This window comes from Streptomyces sp. CGMCC 4.7035, assembly GCF_031583065.1.
Lineage (GTDB): Bacteria > Actinomycetota > Actinomycetes > Streptomycetales > Streptomycetaceae > Streptomyces > Streptomyces yaanensis.
Window position 1 is genome coordinate 684,044 of the sequence record NZ_CP134053.1, and the last position, 17,631, is coordinate 701,674.

The following is a 17,631-nucleotide window of genomic DNA, read 5'->3' on the forward strand; positions in this document are numbered from 1 at the left end:
AACCGCTCAGCCGACGACCGTCCAGGTGTCGCCGCCGGCGAGCAGCGCCGCCAGGTCGCCCTTGCCGTTCTGCTCGATGGCCGCGTCGAGCTGGTCGGCCATCTGGGTGTCGTAGACGGGCCGCTCGACGGAGCGGAAGACGCCGATCGGCGTGTTGAAGAGGGTGTCCGGGTCGGCCAGCCGGGAGAGCGCGAACGCCGTGGTGGGGGAGTCGGCGTGGGCGTCGTGGACGACGATGTCCGCCTCGTTCTCCGGGGTGACCGTGACGACCTTCAGATCACCGGTCCGCGTATCCCGTACGACACCGCGCGCGCCCTCGGGTCCGAAGCGGATCGGCTGCCCGTGCTCCAGGCGGATCACGGCCTCCTCCGCGGTCTGCTTGTCCTTGAGGGCGTCGAAGGCGCCGTCGTTGAAGATGTTGCAGTTCTGGTAGATCTCCACCAGGGCCGTGCCGGGGTGGGCGGAGGCCTGGCGCAGTACCTCGGTCAGGTGCTTGCGGTCGGAGTCGACCGTGCGGGCCACGAAGGACGCCTCGGCGCCGATCGCCAGCGACACCGGGTTGAAGGGCGCGTCCAGCGAGCCCATCGGCGTCGACTTGGTGATCTTGCCGACCTCGGAGGTGGGCGAGTACTGGCCCTTGGTCAGACCGTAGATCCGGTTGTTGAACAGCAGGATCTTCAGGTTGACGTTGCGGCGCAGGGCGTGGATGAGGTGGTTGCCGCCGATGGACAGCGCGTCGCCGTCACCGGTGACCACCCACACGGACAGATCGCGGCGCGAGGAGGCGAGCCCCGTCGCGATCGCGGGCGCGCGGCCGTGGATGGAGTGCATGCCGTACGTGTTCATGTAGTACGGGAAGCGGGACGAGCAGCCGATGCCCGAGACGAAGACGATGTTCTCCCTGGCCAGGCCCAGTTCCGGCATGAAGCCCTGGACGGCGGCGAGGATCGCGTAGTCACCGCAGCCGGGGCACCAGCGCACTTCCTGATCGGACTTGAAGTCCTTCATGGACTGCCTGGCCACGGCCTTGGGGACGAGGGAAAGCGCCTCGATCGTGCCCGTGCCTTCCGTGGACGTCTCAGCCATCGATGGCCTCCTTGAGAGCCGCGGCGAGCTGTTCGGCCTTGAACGGCATGCCGTTGACCTGGTTGTACGAACGGGCGTCGACCAGGTATTTCGCCCGGATGAGCGTGGCGAGCTGCCCGAGGTTCATCTCCGGGACCACCACTTTGTCGTAACGCTTCAGAACGGTGCCGAGATTCCGCGGGAACGGGTTCAGATGCCGCAGATGCGCCTGCGCGATGGACTCCCCGGCCGTGCGCAGCCGCCGTACCGCCGCGGTGATCGGCCCGTACGTCGAGCCCCAGCCCAGCACCAGGGTCCGCGCGCCGTGCGCGCCGTGCGGGTCGTCGACCTCGACGTCCGGGACCTCGATGCCGTCGACCTTCGCCTGCCGCGTACGGACCATGAGGTCGTGGTTGGCCGGGTCGTAGGAGATGTTGCCCGTGCCGTCCTGCTTCTCGATGCCGCCGATGCGGTGCTCCAGGCCCGGTGTGCCCGGAATCGCCCATGGCCGGGCGAGGGTCTGTGGGTCGCGCTTGTAGGGCCAGAAGACCTCGGTGCCGTCGTCCAGCGTGTGGTTCGGGCCCTGTGCGAACCGCACCCGCAGGTCCGGCAGCTCGTCCACGTCCGGGATCCGCCAGGGCTCGGAGCCGTTGGCCAGATAGCCGTCGGACAGGAGGAAGACGGGCGTGCGGTAGGTGAGCGCGATCCGCGCCGCCTCCAGGGCCGCCTCGAAGCAGTCGGCCGGGGTGCGCGGGGCGATCACCGGGACCGGGGCCTCGCCGTTGCGGCCGTACATCGCCTGGAGCAGGTCGGCCTGTTCGGTCTTGGTCGGCAGGCCGGTGGACGGCCCGCCACGCTGGATGTCGATGATCAGCAGCGGCAGCTCCAGGGAGACCGCGAGCCCGATCGTCTCGCTCTTGAGTGCGACACCCGGCCCCGAGGTCGTGGTGACGGCGAGCGAGCCGCCGAAAGATGCGCCCAGCGCGGCGCCGATGCCGGCGATCTCGTCCTCGGCCTGGAAGGTCCGCACGCCGAAGTTCTTGTGCTTGGACAGCTCGTGCAGGATGTCCGAAGCCGGGGTGATCGGGTACGAGCCCAGGAACAGCGGCAGATCAGCCTGGCGGGAGGCGGCGACCAGGCCGTACGACAGGGCCAGGTTGCCGGAGATGTTCCGGTAGGTGCCCACCGGGAAGGCCTTGGCGGCCGGAGCGACCTCGTAGGAGACCGCGAAGTCCTCGGTGGTCTCGCCGAAGTTCCAGCCGGCCCGGAAGGCGGCGATGTTCGCCTTCATGATGTCCGGCTTCTTCGCGAACTTCGACTTCAGGAACTTCTCGGTGCCCTCGGTCGGCCGGTGGTACATCCACGACAGCAGGCCCAGCGCGAACATGTTCTTGCTGCGCTCGGCCTCCTTACGGGTCAGCTCGAACTCCTTGAGCGCCTCGACGGTGAGCGTCGTCAGCGGCACCGGGTGGACGTTGTACCCGTCCAGCGAGCCGTCCTCCAGCGGCGAGGCCGCGTAGCCGACCTTCTGCATCGCCCGCTTGGTGAACTCGTCCGTGTTGACGATGATCTCCGCGCCGCGCGGCAGATCGCCGACGTTGGCCTTCAGGGCGGCCGGGTTCATGGCCACCAGGACGTTCGGCGCGTCGCCGGGGGTGAGGATGTCGTGGTCGGCGAAGTGCAGCTGGAACGACGAGACACCGGGAAGGGTGCCTGCGGGGGCGCGGATCTCGGCGGGGAAGTTCGGCAGGGTGGAGAGATCGTTGCCGAAGGACGCCGTCTCCGAGGTGAAGCGGTCACCGGTGAGCTGCATGCCGTCACCGGAGTCTCCCGCGAACCGGATGATCACCCGGTCGAGCTTGCGTACGTCCTTCGTGCCGGCCGGTTTGCGCTGCTCTCCCACGACGGTTCCGTCGGCCTGCTCCGCTGTCCTGCTGACCTGGCTGGTCACTGAACTGGACCTCCCTAGAGGCGGCTGTCTGGGAGCGGCCGTCCCGCCGGCCTTCCCAGGATCAACCCTACGTCGGTTAGGGTCGCCTTCCCTCGGCCGTTCGCATGATGGACACCATTTTGAGACGGTTCAACGCCCCGACTTGTCATGATTTACTCGCCCCCCGACCTTGCTGGTGAAGACGCTCCCTGCTCATCCTTTGGTTCTGGTGCTGGGGACCTGCTGGGGCGGCCCTGGAGCCGCGGTGGTGCCGGTCGCGGACGCGGCGGACCGTTCGACCGGCACGCACGGATTCGCGCTGTCTGACACAGTGTCAGCCGATCAGGAGTTGAGGTAGGTGAGGACCGCCAGAACACGCCGGTGATCCCCATCACTCTGTGACAGACCGAGCTTCAGGAAGATGTTGCTGACGTGCTTCTCGACGGCTCCGTCGCTCACGACGAGCTGCCGGGCGATCGCGGAGTTCGTCCGTCCTTCGGCCATGAGTCCTAGGACCTCCCGCTCCCGGGGTGTGAGCCCGGCGAGCACGTCCTGCTTGCGGCTGCGCCCGAGCAGCTGTGCGACCACCTCGGGGTCCAGCGCGGTGCCCCCCTGGGCCACCCGCACCACGGCATCCACGAACTCGCGCACCTCGGCGACCCGGTCCTTGAGCAGATAGCCGACGCCGTGGCTGGAACCGGCCAGCAGTTCGGTGGCGTACCGCTCCTCCACGTACTGCGACAGCACCAGCACGCCGAGCCCGGGATGCGCCTTGCGCAGCCGCACCGCGGCCCGGACACCTTCGTCCGTATGGGTCGGCGGCATCCGCACGTCGGCGACGACGACATCGGGCAGCTCGCCGCCGTCCGCCAACTCGGTGATGGTCTTGATCAGCGCTTCCCCGTCCCCGACACCGGCGACGACGTCATGACCCCGGTCGGTCAGCAGCCGGGTCAGGCCCTCCCTGAGCAGCACTGAATCCTCGGCGATGACCACCCGCACCCTGTCCTCCACGATCCTCGGCCCCCCACAGCCTGTTCCCGGCCCGCGCCGGCGGCGGACCCGGTTCGTTCGCCGCCCGTGCGGCAGCCCCCAGCATTCCAGCTGAGTGGCGTACGCGGGCGTCAAACCGCGGCTGGTGAGGCTGTCCGGCGTTTGCGGACGAGGCCGTTCAGGCCGACACAGCGGGGGTCTGGGAGCGCAGCCCCAAGCACGGGAAGGGCAGGGGCGGCGGGGGCGGACTCACCCCTCGCCGCCCCCGGCCGGCCCCCTCACGCCCGCCACGGCAACTCCGCGGTGATCCGCGTAGGCCCGCCCACCGGCGAATCCACCACCAGAATCCCGTCCACCGCGTCGAGCCGCCCCGCCAGCCCCGCCAGCCCCGACCCGCCGAAGGCATCCGCACCGCCCACCCCGTCGTCCACCACCTGCAACAGCAGCCGGTCCTCCACCCGCCACACATCCACCGTGGCCCGCGAGGCCCGTGCGTGCTTGCTGATGTTCTGCAGCAGCTCCGACACCGTGAAGTACGCGATCCCCTCGATCGCCGCGGCCGGCCGCGAGGGCAGATCCACCTCCAGCTGCACGGGCACGGTGCACCGCGCGGCGACCGCCGACAGCGCCGCGTCCAGCCCCCGGTCCGTGAGCACCGCCGGATGGATCCCTCGCGCCAGATCCCGCAGTTCCTGCAGCGCCGTCTTCACCTCCCCGTGCGCCTCGTCCACCATGCGTGCCGCCGCCTGCGGATCCTCCGCCAGCTTCTCCTTCGCGAGACCCAGATCCATGGCCAACGCCACCAGCCGTGCCTGGGCCCCGTCGTGCAGATCGCGCTCGATGCGCCGCAGATCCGCCGCCGCCGTGTCGACCACCACGCCCCGGTCCGACTCCAGCTCCACCACGCGTGTCGCCAGCCGCGACGGCCCGAGCAGCCCGTGCACCAGCAGCCGGTCCACGGTCGTCAGCCCCCGCACGATCCACGGCGTGGTCAGCGTGAACAACAGACCCACCAGCACGGTCACCGTGATCTCGAACGGGTTGTCGAGGTAGATGCCGCGCGTCTCGTCGCCGTACAGCAGCAGCCCGTCCTGACCGGCGTACATCGGGAACAGCCAGAACCACAGCGGATACGTCAGCAGCGCCCACCCGGTCACCCAGAAGCTGATCCCCACCGTGAACGAGAACACCGCCCACGGGAACTGGAGCACGGTGTACAGCATGTGCCGCCACGACGTGCCGCTCTTGAGCATCGCCCCGATCCACGCCATCGCCCCGCGCCGCTTGATCGGCAGCGGCTCCGGATCGGCCACCTGGAGTCCCAGCAGTCCCCGCGCCCGCGCCCGCTCCAACGCGCCGAACCCCCGGCACCCCGCGAGTGCCGCCGCGAGCACCGGGATCCCCAGGAACGTCACCAGCAGCCCGGCCCCCAGCGAGAACATGGTGACGCTGTAGGTGAACGTCATGATCCCGATCGGCAGGCTCAGCACCAGGTAGACGAACTCACCCCAGCTGCGCCCCTCGATCGGCGCCCGCAGCGCCGCCGGAAGCCGGTGCAGCCGCCCCCCGGCGCCCGGGGATTCTGGGCCGTCCCAGTCTCCGTATCCCTGCCCGTACCGCGTGGCCATCGGCGTCGTCCGTTCCCCTCGTCGTCCAGCCCGGCGTGCTCGGCCTGCTCGGCGCACTCGCCGGTTCGTACCCCCACCTTGCTGTTCGCGCGTCCGCCCCGGCCATGGAGCGCGTCGGCGTCTTGAACCGGGGGTTTTCCCCACCACGCCCGGGCCGACGCATCCGGAACAGCCCGTGCGGCGGGCTGCGGGGAGCGGTCGTACGCAGTGGCGTGCGGCCGCTTCGGCGTGCGCGGGGCGGCATTCGGCGGTCATCGTGGTGGGGCCGCCGGCCGGTGAGTCGGTCTAGCTCGGCCGCGCCTCGGCGCCGCGGTCCCGCCACGGCAGTTCGGCGGTGATCGTGGTCGGGCCGCCCACCGGTGAGTCGATGACGAAGAGGCCGTCGACCGCGCCCAGCCGCTCCGCGAGCCCCGCCATGCCGGTGCCGCCGTCGAGGCGGGCGCCGCCGCGGCCGTCGTCCCGCACCTGGACGAGCAACCGTTGGTCCGCCCGCCAGACGTCGACCGAGGCGGACTTCGCCCCGCTGTGCTTGCTGATGTTCTGCAGCAGTTCGGAGACCGTGAAGTAGGCGATGCCCTCGATCGCCGCGGCCGGTCTCACCTCCAGGTCCACGGTCACCTGTACCGGCACGGTGCAGCGCGAGGAGACCGCAGACAGCGCGGCGTCCAGGCCGCGGTCGGTGAGAACCGCCGGATGGATGCCGCGCGCCAGGTCCCGCAGCTCCTGCAATGCCAGCTTGACCTCGCCGTGGGCCTCCTCGACCATCGCCGCCGCCGAGTCGGGGTCCTCGAGCAGCTTCTCCTTGGCCAGCCCGAGCCCCATCGCCAGGTTGACCAGCCGAGCCTGGGCCCCGTCGTGCAGATCGCGCTCGATGCGCCGCAGATCGGCCGCCGCCGTGTCCACGACCACCCCGCGGTCGGACTCCAGTTCGGCGATGCGCCGTTCCAGCTCGTCGGAGGGGGACAGCAGTCCGCGCACCATCGCCCGGTCCACATTCGTCAGCCCCCGCGCGATGAACGGCAGCACCGGCCACAGGACGAACAGCCCCACGAGCGCCACCGTGAAGGTCAGGATCCCCCAGGGCAGCCGGACGAACTCATACAGGACGGTCCGCCAGCCCACCGGGTCCCTCAGCGCCATCCACACGCGCGGGAACACCCCGCCGCTCCTGCGCAACGGCAGCGGGGTCGGCTCCTCCACCCGTACGCCGAGCAGTGCCCTGGCCCGCGCCCGCTCCAGCTTGCCCAGCTGCCGCGCGCCCAGCAGTCCGGCCGCCAGCAGCGGGAAGCCGACCACGGTCACCGTCAGCCCCGCCCCCGTGACCAGCACCGTCATCACGTACGTGAACCCGACCAGCGACACCGGCAGGTTCGCGAGGAGATGCGTGATCTCCCGCCAGGTGTACCCGTCCAGGGCGAAACGCGGGGGTGGCGGACGCTCGTCGTCCAAGGTGCCGGGGGTCGTGATGCGTTCGGTCATATCTGCCGGCCTCGTTCGGTCATGACCGTCAGCCTGCCGTGCCGCGCGCCGCGACGCCATGAGGCGGACCGCCACGGTCACCTGGGGAAAACCCCACCTTCCGGAGATCCGGTGAGCGGTGAGCAGAGGCGCAACGGCGTCACGTGATCCGTGCCGTACCGGGAGTACAGCGGGTACCGGCGCTTACCGGGGCATCTCGAGGTGCGACGGGCTGCTTACCCTTTCTTTAGCAGGGCCTAGACTCCCGTGCGTACAGATCGTCGAACACAGAGTTCGCCAGGGTTCACCAGGGTCACGAGGCCAGGGAGTGAGGGGCTGACGTGCCGGATCCGACTGCCGTCGCTGTTGTGGCGGAGACCGGGAGCGCGGGGACCGTCGGGAACGTCGTCGCGGCGGGCTACTTCGACTCCTACTCCGTCGTCGGGCTGCTCGCCGTCATCGGCGTGCTCTTCGTCGCCGTGGCCTTCGGCGCGGGCCGCCTGCTGCGCCCCGTCGTGCCCACCCCTGAGAAACTTCTGACGTACGAGTGCGGCGTCGACCCTGTCGGCGAGGGCTGGGCCCACACTCAGGTGCGCTACTACGTCTACGCGTTCCTGTACGTGATCTTCGCGGTCGACTCGATCTTCCTCTTCCCGTGGGCGACGGTCTTCGCCGACCCCCGTTACGGCGCGACCACGCTCGTGGAGATGTTCGTGTTCCTCGGCTTCCTGGCCGTGGGACTGCTGTACGCATACAAGAAGGGCGTCCTGGCATGGACGTGACGCCGGACCTGACGCCGGACCTGACTCCTGCCGAGCCGGTGCTGCTGCCCGAGCCCAAGCGGCTGGGCGCGCTGGCCCGCCTCGCCCCCGAGCCGATGAAGGTGGTCCTCAACTGGGGCCGCCGCTACTCCCTCTGGGTCTTCAACTTCGGCCTCGCCTGCTGCGCGATCGAGTTCATCGCCGCGTCGATGGCCCGCCACGACTTCATCCGCCTCGGTGTCATCCCGTTCGCGCCCGGCCCGCGCCAGGCCGACCTGATGGTGGTGTCCGGCACGGTCACGGACAAGATGGCCCCGGCCGTCAAACGGCTGTACGAGCAGATGCCCGAGCCGAAGTACGTCATCTCCTTCGGTGCGTGCTCCAACTGCGGCGGCCCTTACTGGGACTCGTACTCCGTCACGAAGGGCGTCGACCAGATCATCCCGGTGGACGTGTACGTCCCCGGCTGCCCACCGCGCCCCGAAGCGCTGCTCCAGGGCATCCTCAAGCTCCAGGAGAAGATCGCACGCGAGTCGCTGGGGGAGCGGTACGGCGCGTCGCGGCCGTCCACCGCGGCTCTGCAGAGCGGCCTGGTCCAGCCGCCGTCCGTGCCTTCGGTCGCGGGTGACCCGGTCGCGGGTGACTCGGTCGAGGGTGATTCGGTCGAGGGTGATTCGGTCGCGGGGGAGGGGCGATGACCGCGATCGGCTGGCTGCCCGCACCCGCCGAGGACCTCTTCGGCCCGGAGGCCACGGCCGAGGAGTCGTACGACGTCCTGACCGTGGACGTACCGCCGACAGGCTGGACCGCGGCGCTGCGGGTCGCACGCGACGACCTGGGCTGCACGTACTTCGACTGGCTGAGCGCGGTCGACGAACCGGGCACGGGCCTGCGCGTCTCGGCCCACGTGGTCGCCCTGTCCCCGGTCCGCCGTCTTCTCGTACGTACGACGGTCCCGCACGAGGCCCCCGTCCTCCCCTCCGCCGTGGACGTCTACGCGGGCGCCGCCTGGCACGAACGCGAGACCCACGAGATGTTCGGCGTGACCTTCGAGGGCCACCCGGCGCTCGACCACCTGCTCCTGCCCGACGGCTTCGAGGGCCACCCCCTGCGCAAGGACTTCGTGCTCGCGGCCCGGGTCGCCAAGGCCTGGCCCGGCGCGAAGGAACCGGGCGAATCCGATCACGGCGGCCCCAAGCGCCGCCAGATGCTGCCTCCGGGCGTCCCCGACCCGAACGAGTGGGGTCCCCTGAAGGGCCAGCTTCCCCCGGCTCCCGCCCGCCCGGCCCGAGCCGCGGGCCGCACGGCGGGCGACCGCCCGGTACGCCGCACCCGCACGGCAGCGGAGGGCTCGACAAGCCAGGCCCCGGCCGCTGCCGCGAGTGAGACCCCGGAGTCCCCGGTCCCGACACGTCGCGCGCGGAGTGTCTCCGAGGGCTCGGCTTCGCAGCGCGGGGCGGCGGAGGGCGGCGCGGGGGCGGCGTCTCCCGCGGGTCCACGCCGTGCGCGCAGTGCGTCGGAGGGCTCGGCCTCGCAGCGCGGGGCGGGTACGGAACCGGCGGCTTCTCCCGCCGCTCCGGCAGCCGGTCCGCGTCGTACGCGCAGCGCGTCCCAGGGCTCGGCCTCGCAACGCGCGGGCGCCTCGGCAGCCGAGGGCACGGCCCCCGAGCCGCCCGTCGCCCCGCGCAGCTCGGACGCTCCCTGGCACCACGCCCGCCCGGCCTTCGACGAAGCCGACTCCGCCCCCGAACCGCCGACCGAGGCGGAAGCCGAGGCGAAGGCTGACGCGAAGGCTGATGGCAAAGCTGAGGCCAGGGCCGAAACCAGGGCCGAAACCAGGGCCGAGGACAAGGCCGAAACCAGGGCCGAGGACAAGGCCGAAACCAGGGCCGAGGACAAGGCCGAAGCCCCCCTCACCCAGGACGAACCCCCCACCCACGACGACCCCTCCGGAGGCACGCGGTGAACGGCGCTCTCGACGTCGCCCTGCGACTCCTCGTCGTGTTCGGCGTCTTCCTCACCTTCCCCTTGATCATCGGCCAGACCGAACACAAGGTCATGGCCCATATGCAGGGCCGCCTCGGCCCGATGTACGCCGGCGGCTTCCACGGCTGGGCCCAGCTCATCGCGGACGGCGTGAAGTTCGCGCAGAAGGAGGACGTCGTCCCGACGGGCGCGGACCGCCGCATCTTCCAGCTGGCCCCCGCCGTCGCCCTCCTCCCGTACCTCCTCGTCCTGCTCGCCATCCCGATCGGCCCGAGCGCCGGCGCGGTCGGTCAGGTCGTCGACGCGGGTATCTTCTTCGTCCTGGCCGTCATGGGCGTAGGCGTGCTCGGCTCCCTCATGGCCGGCTGGGCCTCCGCGAACAAGTTCTCCCTCCTCGGCGGCCTCCGCACCGCCGCCCAGCTCCTCGCCTACGAACTCCCCATGCTGCTCGCCGCCGCCTCGGTGGCCATGGCGGCCGGCACGGTCTCCCTGCCCGGCATCGTCCGTGCCTTCGAGTGGTGGTGGCTGCCTTGGCAGATCGTCGGCGCGATCGTCTTCTTCGTCGCCGGCCTCGCCGAACTCCAGCGCCCGCCCTTCGACATGCCGATCGCCGACTCGGAGATCATCTTCGGCGCTTACACCGAGTACACCGGCCTGCGTTTCGCCCTGTTCCTCCTCGCCGAGTACGCCGGAATCGTCGTCCTGTGCGGCCTGACCACCGTCCTCTTCCTGGGCGGCTGGCACGGTCCCTGGGGCGCCGACGGCCTCGGCTGGCTGTGGACGCTCCTGAAGACCGCGATCCTCGCCTTCGTCGTCATCTGGCTGCGCGTCACCTACCCCCGCCTGCGCGAGGACCAGCTCCAGAAACTCTCCTGGACCCTCCTCGTCCCCCTCTCCCTCGCCCAGATCGCCCTCACCGGCATCGTCAAGGTGGTGATCTCCTAACCATGGCCGAGCCGCTCCCGCCCACCCGGCGCCGATCTCTCCCGCCCACCCGGCCCCGCATCCCTGGCTCCGGCCTCGCCAAGGGCCTGGCCGTCACCCTCCGCACGATGACGAAGAAGTCCGTCACCGAGCAGTACCCGGACGCCCAGCCCGCCCTGCCGCCGCGCACCCGCGGCGTGATCGGCCTGTTCGAGGAGAACTGCACGGTCTGCATGCTGTGCGCCCGCGAGTGCCCGGACTGGTGCATCTACATCGACTCCCACAAGGAGACGGTCCCGGCGGCGACCCCCGGCGGCCGCGAGCGCAGCCGCAACGTCCTCGACCGCTTCGCCATCGACTTCTCCCTCTGCATGTACTGCGGTATCTGCATCGAGGTGTGCCCCTTCGACGCCCTCTTCTGGTCACCGGAGTTCGAGTACGCCGAGACCGACATCCGCGAGCTCACCCACGAGCGCGACAAGCTGCGCGAGTGGATGTGGACCGTGCCGGCCCCGCCCGCCCTCGACCCCGGCGCCGAGGAGCCCAAGGAGATCGCCGCCGCCCGCAAGACCGCCGAGAAGCTGGCGGCCGCGCAGGCAGCGGAGGCCGAGCCGACCGAGCCCGCCGATCCGCAGGGGGGAGCGTCGTGAGCCTCGCCTCCGCAGCGGCGACCACGACGGCCGCCGCCGAAACGCACGGCTTCCTCTCCCCGACCGGAGTCGAGATCGCCTTCGTCCTCGTCGGCCTGGTCACCTTCGGCGCCGCGCTCGTCACCGTCACCACCAGGCAGCTGGTCCACGCCGCCCTGTGGCTGGTGGCGACCCTCGGTGGTCTCGCCGTCGAGTACCTCCTGCTCACCGCCGAGTTCATCGCCTGGGTGCAGGTCCTCATCTATGTCGGTTCCGTCGTCGTACTCCTTCTGTTCGGTCTGATGCTCACCAAGGCCCCCATCGGCCGCTCCCCGGACGCCGACTCCGGCAACCGCTGGGCCGCCCTCACCGTGGCCGTCGGCGCGGCCGGCGCCCTGGTCTGGGTGGTCGTCGACGCCTTCCGTACGACCTGGATCGACCTCGACGGACCGGCCTCCGGCTCCACCGAGGTCACCGGTGCGAGCCTCTTCCAGAACTGGGTCCTCCCCTTCGAGGCCCTCTCCGTTCTCCTCCTCGCCGCCCTGGTCGGCGCGATCGTCCTCTCCCGCAAGGCGAAGGCGGACGCCGCGACCACCACCGTGAGCGCCCCGAGCGTCCCGGGCACCCGGAGCGAGAAGGAAGGCGCCCGCTGATGCACCTCGCCTATCCCGCCGTGCTCTCCGTCCTCCTCTTCGGCACGGGCCTGTACGGCGTCCTCGCCCGCCGCAACGCGATCCTCGTGCTGATGTCGGTCGAGCTGATGCTCAACGCCGTCAACCTCAACCTCGTCGCCTTCGACGTCTGGCTGAGCAGGACCGCCCGCGAGACGCTGCACTCCGGCCAGGCCCTGACCCTGTTCACCATTGCCATCGCCGCCGCCGAGATCGGCATCGGCCTGGCGATCGTCCTCGCCGTCTACCGCAACCGCGGCACCTCGGACATCGACAGGCTCCGCGACACCGCTGAGGGCCCCGAAGGCGACACCCCCCCGGCTGAGAAGGCTGAGGCCACCGCGTGACCACGACCACTCTCGCCGTCCTCGTCCCCCTCCTGCCGTTCCTGGGCGCCGCGGCCGGCCTGCTGCTCGGCCGTACGGCCCCCGGCTTCGTCCGCCCGCTCGCCGTCCTTCCGACCCTCACCTCTCTCGTGCTGGCCGTGCTGGTCGCCGTGCACCAGGACGGTGGCCGGGCCATCGACTCCGCCACCGAGCTCACGCCCACCGGCTCGGTCCCGATCGAGCTCGCCCTGCACATCGACGGCTTCGCCGCCCTCGTCGCCGTCCTGGTCGGCGTCGTCGCCTCCTGCGTGCAGATCTACTCGACCGGCTACCTGCGCGACGACCCGCGCTACCCCTCGTACGCCGCTCTCGTCTCCCTGTTCACCTCCGCGATGCTCCTGGTCGTCTACTCGGGCGACCTGATCGTGCTGCTGGTCGGCTGGGAAATCATGGGCATCTGCTCCTACTTCCTGGTCGGCCACTACTGGGAGACCCCCGAGGCCCGCGCCGCCTCCATCAAGGCCTTCCTGGTCACCAAGCTCGGCGACGTGCCCTTCCTCATCGGACTGTTCGCCCTCGCCACCGACGCCGGTTCCTTCCGCATCACGACGGTCCTCGGCACCGTCGCGAGCGGCGGACTGCACCACCCGACCCTGGTCGCCCTGCTGCTCCTGGGCGGCGTGGCGGGCAAGTCGGCGCAGTTCCCGCTGCACACCTGGCTCCCCGATGCGATGGCGGGCCCGACCCCCGTCTCCGCGCTGATCCACGCCGCGACGATGGTCGCCGCCGGTGTCTACTTCATCGCCCGTCTCCTCCCGGTCTTCGAGGCATCCTCGGCCGCGATGGTGGTCCTCGCCGGCATGGCCGCCGTGACGATGGTCGGCTCGGCGCTCGCCGCACTCGCCCAGGACGACATCAAGCGAGTCCTCGCGTACTCGACGATCGGTCAGCTCGGCTACATGACCGGCGCCCTCGCCGTCGGTGAGCGCGGTGCCGCCGTCTTCCACCTCCTGTCCCACGGTGCCTTCAAGGCACTGCTGTTCCTCGCCGTCGGCGTGATCATCCACGCCGCCGGCACCAACTCGCTGGCCGCCATGTCCCGCATGAAGGACCTGCGCGCCCGCGTACCCGACGCCTACTGGACGATGACCGTGGCGCTCCTCGCGCTCGCCGCGATCCCGCCGTTCGCCGGCTTCTTCTCCAAGGAGTCCGTCCTCGGCGCCGCCGAGCACGTCACCACCGGCCACACCGAACACGCCCCCGCCGCCGCGGGCTGGATCGTGCTGGTCACCGGCCTGGTCACGGCCCTGCTCACCGCCGCGTACGCGACCCGCCTGTGGCTGCTCGCCTTCCGCGGCCACGGCGCCGAGGCCCCGGACCACGGCAAGCAGCCCCTCGTCATGAACGCCGTGCTGTGGGTGCTCGCCGTCCCGTCGCTCGCGTTCGGGCTCACGTACCGCGTACTGCCCGACTGGTTCGACGGCCACGACCTGACGCCGACCCTCACCACTTCCGTCCTCGGCACGGGCCTCGCCCTGGCCGGCGGACTCGTGACGTACGGCGCCTGGCGGCACACCACCGCGCTCGCGGCCCGCGTCCCGCTGGGTGCGGTCGCGGCTCACCCCGAGGCGGACGCCGGGCTGGTCGAGGCGGAGGCCATCGCGAGCCACGCGCCCGCGTACGGCGATGTGGCCTACGCGCCCGACCCGGCGGACCCGGGCCGCCTCCTGCTCGGCCCGCTGCACCGCCACGCGGCCGTCGGCTTCCACCTGGACGCCGTGTACGACGCGCTCTTCGTCCGCCCGGTCAGGGCCGGAGCGAGTCTCGTCCGGTTCCTGGACCGCGAGGTCGTCGAGACCTACGTACGCGGCGCCGGCGCCCTACCCCGCCTGCTCGGGGCCGCCGTACGGCGCGCCCAGACCGGCAATGTGCAGACCTATGTGAGCGCGCTGCTCGCCGGCACCGTCGTCCTGGCGGTGGCCGCCCTCCTCGTCGCCACGGGAGCGTGAGCAGGCGTGATCGATATCAGCGAGTCCGTGATGCAGTTCCTTCTGGCATTCGTCGTCGTCGTGCCGCTCATCGGCGCGCTCGCCGCCCTCCTGCCGGCCCCGCCCGGGCTGAAGGGGAAGTCGCCCGAGCAGGCCGTGCTGCGCCACGGCGTGACCGTCACCGGCGCCGTGCTCATCGCGGCGATCGCCCTCGCGCTCGGCTTCGACCACGACCACCCGTCGAAGATGCAGGCCACGACCGACATCAGCTGGATCCCCGCACTCGATGTGCGGATCCACCTCGGCATCGACGGCATCTCCCTCCCCCTTCTGGTCCTGACCGCGCTGCTGACCTTCCTCTGCGCGCTCTACTCGTACTTCAAGCTGCCCGCGGGCCCGTCCCCGAAGGCCTTCGTCGCCCTGCTGCTCGTCCTCGAGTCCGGCACCCTCGCGACCTTCGCCGTCCTCGACCTGCTGCTGTTCTTCCTCGCGTTCGAGACGGTGCTCATCCCGATGTACTTCCTCATCGCCCGCTGGGGCGGTGCGGGGCGGACCCAGGCCGCGTGGAGGTTCATCCTCTTCACGCTGCTCGGCTCCGTCGTCATGCTGCTCGGCCTGCTCCTGATCGGACTCAAGGCGGGCACATTCGACATGGTGGCACTCGCCACTGACAACGGCCGGTCGCTCACTACATCCGTGCAGGTCATCGCCGTTTTGGCGATCGGGATCGGGCTCGCGGTCAAGGCGCCGATGTGGCCGCTGCACAGCTGGCTGCCCGATGCCCACACCTCCGCGCCGACCGTCGGCTCGGTCCTGCTGGCCGGTGTCCTGCTGAAGATGGGTACGTACGGGTTCGTACGCATCCTCCTGCCGGTCGCGCCCGACGGGTTCCACACCTTCGCGCCGTACCTCGCCGCCTTCGCAGTCGTCGGGATCATCTACGGATCCCTCGCCTGCCTCGCCCTCGCCAAACAGGGCGCGAAGGGCGACCTCAAGCGGCTCATCGCCTACTCCTCCGTCGGCCACATGGGCTTCGTCCTGCTCGGCATCGCGACCATGACCCCGACCGGCGTGAACGGCGCGCTGTTCGCCAACATCGCCCACGGCCTCATCACCGGCCTCCTCTTCTTCCTGGTCGGAGCACTGAAGGACCGCACGGGCACCACCGACCTCGACACCCTCGCCGAGGAGACCGGCGCAGCCCTGTACGGCAAGGCTCCCCGCCTCGGCGGCCTGCTCGCCTTCGGCGCCGTCGCCTCCCTGGGCCTGCCCGGCCTCGCCGGGTTCTGGGGCGAGATGCTGGCGCTGTTCGGCGCGTTCAAGCCCGCCGCGGACCTCAGCCGCCCCGCGTTCCTCACGTTCATGTCGATCGCCGCGTTCGGCACCCTGCTCACCGCCGCGTACATGCTCGTCGTCGTCCGCCGCGTCTGCATGGGCGCCGTACCGCAGGAAGCCCCGAAGCTCGCCGACGTCCACACGTACGAATTCGCGGCCTGGACGCCGCTCGTCGCCCTCACCGTCGTCGCCGGCCTGTGGCCCAAGGCCCTCCTCGGCCTGACCGACCCGGCCGTGCAGCAGCTCCTCGCAGGAGGCACCCGATGAGCTCCCTCGTCCAGTCCGTCGACTGGCTGGCGATCGCGCCGCCCACCATCGCGGCGGTCGTCGGACTCGTCGTCCTCGTCGCCGACCTGTTCCTCGACGAGAAGAACAAGCCCCTCCTCGGCTGGGTCTCCATCGCAGGCCTGGCCGCAGCGGCGATCATGCTGCTGCCCCTCCTGGACGGCGACCGCTCCACCTTCTGCCTGACCGGTGACCCGCACGTCTGCAGCTACACGGCGGACCGTTTCACCCTCGTCATCCAGTTCCTCGTCCTCGTCGGCGCCCTCCTCGCGGCCCTCCTGTCGGTCACCGCCCTGAAGGACGCCAAGAAGGAACTCCCCGAAGGGGAGTTCTGGTTCCTGCTGCTCTCCTCGGCGGCCGGCGCCGCCCTGCTGCCCGCCTCCCGCGATCTGGCGACCCTCGTCGTCGCCCTGGAGGTCGCCTCCCTGCCCGCGTTCGCCCTCGTCGGCATCCGGTACGGCGACAAGCGCTCCTCCGAAGCGGCCCTGAAGTTCTTCCTGTCGTCCGTCACCGCGACCGCGGTGAGCCTCATGGGCATCAGCTTCCTGTACGCATCCACGGGCACCCTGTACCTCACCCAGGTCGCCGACCGGATCCAGCACGTCGACGGCCAGCTCCAGACACTCACCCAGGCGGGCGTCGTCCTCACCCTCGTCGGCTTCGCCTTCAAGACGGCCGCCGTCCCGTTCCACTTCTGGGTGCCCGACACCTACGTGGGCGCGCCCCTGCCGGTCGCCGCCTACCTGTCGGTCGTCGGCAAGGCGGTCGGCTTTTCCGGCCTCATCCTCGTCACCGTCGTCGCCCTCCCGTCGTACTCCGACGTCTGGGGCCCGGCGCTCGCCGCCCTGGCCGCCCTCACCATGAGCGTCGGCAACGTCGGCGCACTCCGGCAGCAGGCCACGCGCGCGTACAGCGCCGTACGCCTGCTCGCCTGGTCCTCCGTCGGCCAGGCCGGCTACCTCCTGGTGCCGATCGCCGCTGCCGCCTACTCCCAGGACGCCCAGAAGTCGATCGGCTCCACCGTGGCGTACGCACTGATGTACGCGGCGGTGAACCTCGGCGCCTTCGCCGTGGCCGCCCTCGTGGGCCGTACGAGGGCCCTGAACCGCATCGCCGACTACCGCGGCCTGTACCGATCCAACCCGCTCGCCGCCCTGCTCCTGGCCTTCTTCCTGCTCTGCCTGGCAGGCCTCCCGCCGGGCATCATCGGCCTCTTCGCGAAGGTCACCGTCTTCTCCGCGGCCGTCGACGCGGGTCTCGGCTGGCTCGCCGTGGTCATGGCCGTCAACGTGGTGATCGCGCTCTTCTACTACCTCCAGTGGACGGCCCTGCTCTTCCGCGCCCCCGAGGGCGAACCCGAGAAGCACCGCGTCCCGGCCCCGCTCACGGCCGCCATGGCCCTCACGGCCGTCCTGGGCATCGCCCTGTCCGGCGCGCCCGAGCTCGTGCTCCGCTTCTCGGCCACCAGCCTCTTCTGACGGACGACGTCCTTCACGCGCGCGCCCTACGAGACGCGGCACGCGCGCGTGCCAGTTCTCGTAGGGCGGCATCACCCGGACGGCCCACGCGCGTCGGCGCGCGCACAAGGGAACTTGCGCCCGCCGCCTGGCGTTGACCAGTGCGGGAGGGTCCACTGAGAAGTGGAGTCAACA

The 17,631-nt window shown here is 70.8% G+C and carries 15 protein-coding genes; 10 read left to right on the forward strand and 5 right to left on the reverse strand.

Annotated elements, in window-relative coordinates; all coding sequences use genetic code 11:
- Positions 1-6: 6 nt before the first annotated feature.
- The 5 genes from Q2K21_RS03005 to Q2K21_RS03025 form a co-directional block, all read right to left on the reverse strand.
- Complete coding sequence (locus tag Q2K21_RS03005; RefSeq protein ID WP_310763862.1) at positions 7-1,086, reverse strand: 2-oxoacid:ferredoxin oxidoreductase subunit beta; 1,080 nt, start codon at positions 1,084-1,086, stop codon at positions 7-9.
- Positions 1,079-3,016, reverse strand: a complete 1,938-nt coding sequence (locus Q2K21_RS03010) for a 2-oxoacid:acceptor oxidoreductase subunit alpha (RefSeq protein WP_310763863.1) — start codon at positions 3,014-3,016, stop codon at positions 1,079-1,081. Before Q2K21_RS03010 ends, Q2K21_RS03005 begins: the two co-directional genes overlap by 8 nt.
- Before the next feature lie 321 nt (positions 3,017-3,337).
- A complete protein-coding gene (locus tag Q2K21_RS03015) occupies positions 3,338-3,997 on the reverse strand; it encodes a response regulator transcription factor (protein WP_310780561.1) in 660 nt (219 codons plus the stop codon).
- A 269-nt stretch (positions 3,998-4,266) separates the two neighbouring features.
- Complete coding sequence (locus tag Q2K21_RS03020) at positions 4,267-5,616, reverse strand: sensor histidine kinase (RefSeq protein WP_310763864.1); 1,350 nt, start codon at positions 5,614-5,616, stop codon at positions 4,267-4,269.
- A gap of 285 nt (positions 5,617-5,901) precedes the next feature.
- The gene (locus Q2K21_RS03025) at positions 5,902-7,095 is read right to left on the reverse strand and encodes a sensor histidine kinase (RefSeq protein ID WP_310763865.1); all 1,194 of its coding nucleotides are present in this window, start codon (positions 7,093-7,095) and stop codon (positions 5,902-5,904) included.
- Positions 7,096-7,415: 320 nt separating this feature from the next.
- Between Q2K21_RS03025 and Q2K21_RS03030 the strand changes: the two genes are divergently transcribed.
- Genes Q2K21_RS03030 through Q2K21_RS03075 form a run of 10 tightly spaced genes read left to right on the forward strand, consistent with a single transcriptional unit; the run spans position 7,416 to position 17,457 of the window.
- Positions 7,416-7,856 (forward strand): NADH-quinone oxidoreductase subunit A, encoded by a 441-nt coding sequence (locus Q2K21_RS03030; protein ID WP_386276151.1) that lies wholly within the window; start codon positions 7,416-7,418, stop codon positions 7,854-7,856.
- A complete protein-coding gene (locus Q2K21_RS03035) occupies positions 7,847-8,533 on the forward strand; it encodes an NADH-quinone oxidoreductase subunit B (RefSeq protein ID WP_310763866.1) in 687 nt (228 codons plus the stop codon). The genes Q2K21_RS03030 and Q2K21_RS03035 overlap by 10 nt, the downstream gene beginning before the upstream one ends.
- Positions 8,530-9,801, forward strand: a complete 1,272-nt coding sequence (locus Q2K21_RS03040; protein ID WP_310763867.1) for an NADH-quinone oxidoreductase subunit C — start codon at positions 8,530-8,532, stop codon at positions 9,799-9,801. The genes Q2K21_RS03035 and Q2K21_RS03040 overlap by 4 nt, the downstream gene beginning before the upstream one ends.
- On the forward strand, positions 9,798-10,766 hold the full coding sequence (locus Q2K21_RS03045; protein WP_310763868.1) for a complex I subunit 1/NuoH family protein: 969 nt from the start codon (positions 9,798-9,800) through the stop codon (positions 10,764-10,766). Before Q2K21_RS03040 ends, Q2K21_RS03045 begins: the two co-directional genes overlap by 4 nt.
- Before the next feature lie 2 nt (positions 10,767-10,768).
- On the forward strand, positions 10,769-11,395 hold the full coding sequence (locus Q2K21_RS03050; RefSeq protein ID WP_310763869.1) for a NuoI/complex I 23 kDa subunit family protein: 627 nt from the start codon (positions 10,769-10,771) through the stop codon (positions 11,393-11,395).
- Entirely contained in the window at positions 11,392-12,027 is a 636-nt protein-coding gene (locus Q2K21_RS03055; RefSeq protein WP_310763870.1) for an NADH-quinone oxidoreductase subunit J family protein, read from the forward strand. Before Q2K21_RS03050 ends, Q2K21_RS03055 begins: the two co-directional genes overlap by 4 nt.
- On the forward strand, positions 12,027-12,392 hold the full coding sequence (nuoK, locus tag Q2K21_RS03060) for an NADH-quinone oxidoreductase subunit NuoK (protein WP_310763871.1): 366 nt from the start codon (positions 12,027-12,029) through the stop codon (positions 12,390-12,392). The genes Q2K21_RS03055 and nuoK overlap by 1 nt, the downstream gene beginning before the upstream one ends.
- Positions 12,389-14,380: an NADH-quinone oxidoreductase subunit 5 family protein gene (locus tag Q2K21_RS03065; RefSeq protein WP_310763872.1), complete on the forward strand. Its 1,992-nt coding sequence runs from the start codon at positions 12,389-12,391 to the stop codon at positions 14,378-14,380. Before nuoK ends, Q2K21_RS03065 begins: the two co-directional genes overlap by 4 nt.
- A 6-nt stretch (positions 14,381-14,386) precedes the next feature.
- Entirely contained in the window at positions 14,387-15,961 is a 1,575-nt protein-coding gene (locus Q2K21_RS03070) for an NADH-quinone oxidoreductase subunit M (RefSeq protein WP_310763873.1), read from the forward strand.
- Positions 15,958-17,457: an NADH-quinone oxidoreductase subunit N gene (locus tag Q2K21_RS03075; RefSeq protein WP_310763874.1), complete on the forward strand. Its 1,500-nt coding sequence runs from the start codon at positions 15,958-15,960 to the stop codon at positions 17,455-17,457. Before Q2K21_RS03070 ends, Q2K21_RS03075 begins: the two co-directional genes overlap by 4 nt.
- Positions 17,458-17,631: the final 174 nt, after the last annotated feature.

What these genes read in the sequence shown, in the direction of transcription:
- Q2K21_RS03005 (WP_310763862.1), bottom strand. Translation starts at nt 1,086, where the DNA reads ATGGCTGAGACGTCCACGGAAGGCACGGGCACGATCGAGGCGCTTTCC.
- Q2K21_RS03020 (WP_310763864.1), bottom strand. Translation starts at nt 5,616, where the DNA reads ATGGCCACGCGGTACGGGCAGGGATACGGAGACTGGGACGGCCCAGAA.
- Q2K21_RS03025 (WP_310763865.1), bottom strand. Translation starts at nt 7,095, where the DNA reads ATGACCGAACGCATCACGACCCCCGGCACCTTGGACGACGAGCGTCCG.
- Q2K21_RS03035 (WP_310763866.1), top strand. Translation starts at nt 7,847, where the DNA reads ATGGACGTGACGCCGGACCTGACGCCGGACCTGACTCCTGCCGAGCCG.
- Q2K21_RS03040 (WP_310763867.1), top strand. Translation starts at nt 8,530, where the DNA reads ATGACCGCGATCGGCTGGCTGCCCGCACCCGCCGAGGACCTCTTCGGC.
- Q2K21_RS03050 (WP_310763869.1), top strand. Translation starts at nt 10,769, where the DNA reads ATGGCCGAGCCGCTCCCGCCCACCCGGCGCCGATCTCTCCCGCCCACC.
- nuoK (WP_310763871.1), top strand. Translation starts at nt 12,027, where the DNA reads ATGCACCTCGCCTATCCCGCCGTGCTCTCCGTCCTCCTCTTCGGCACG.
- Q2K21_RS03075 (WP_310763874.1), top strand. Translation starts at nt 15,958, where the DNA reads ATGAGCTCCCTCGTCCAGTCCGTCGACTGGCTGGCGATCGCGCCGCCC.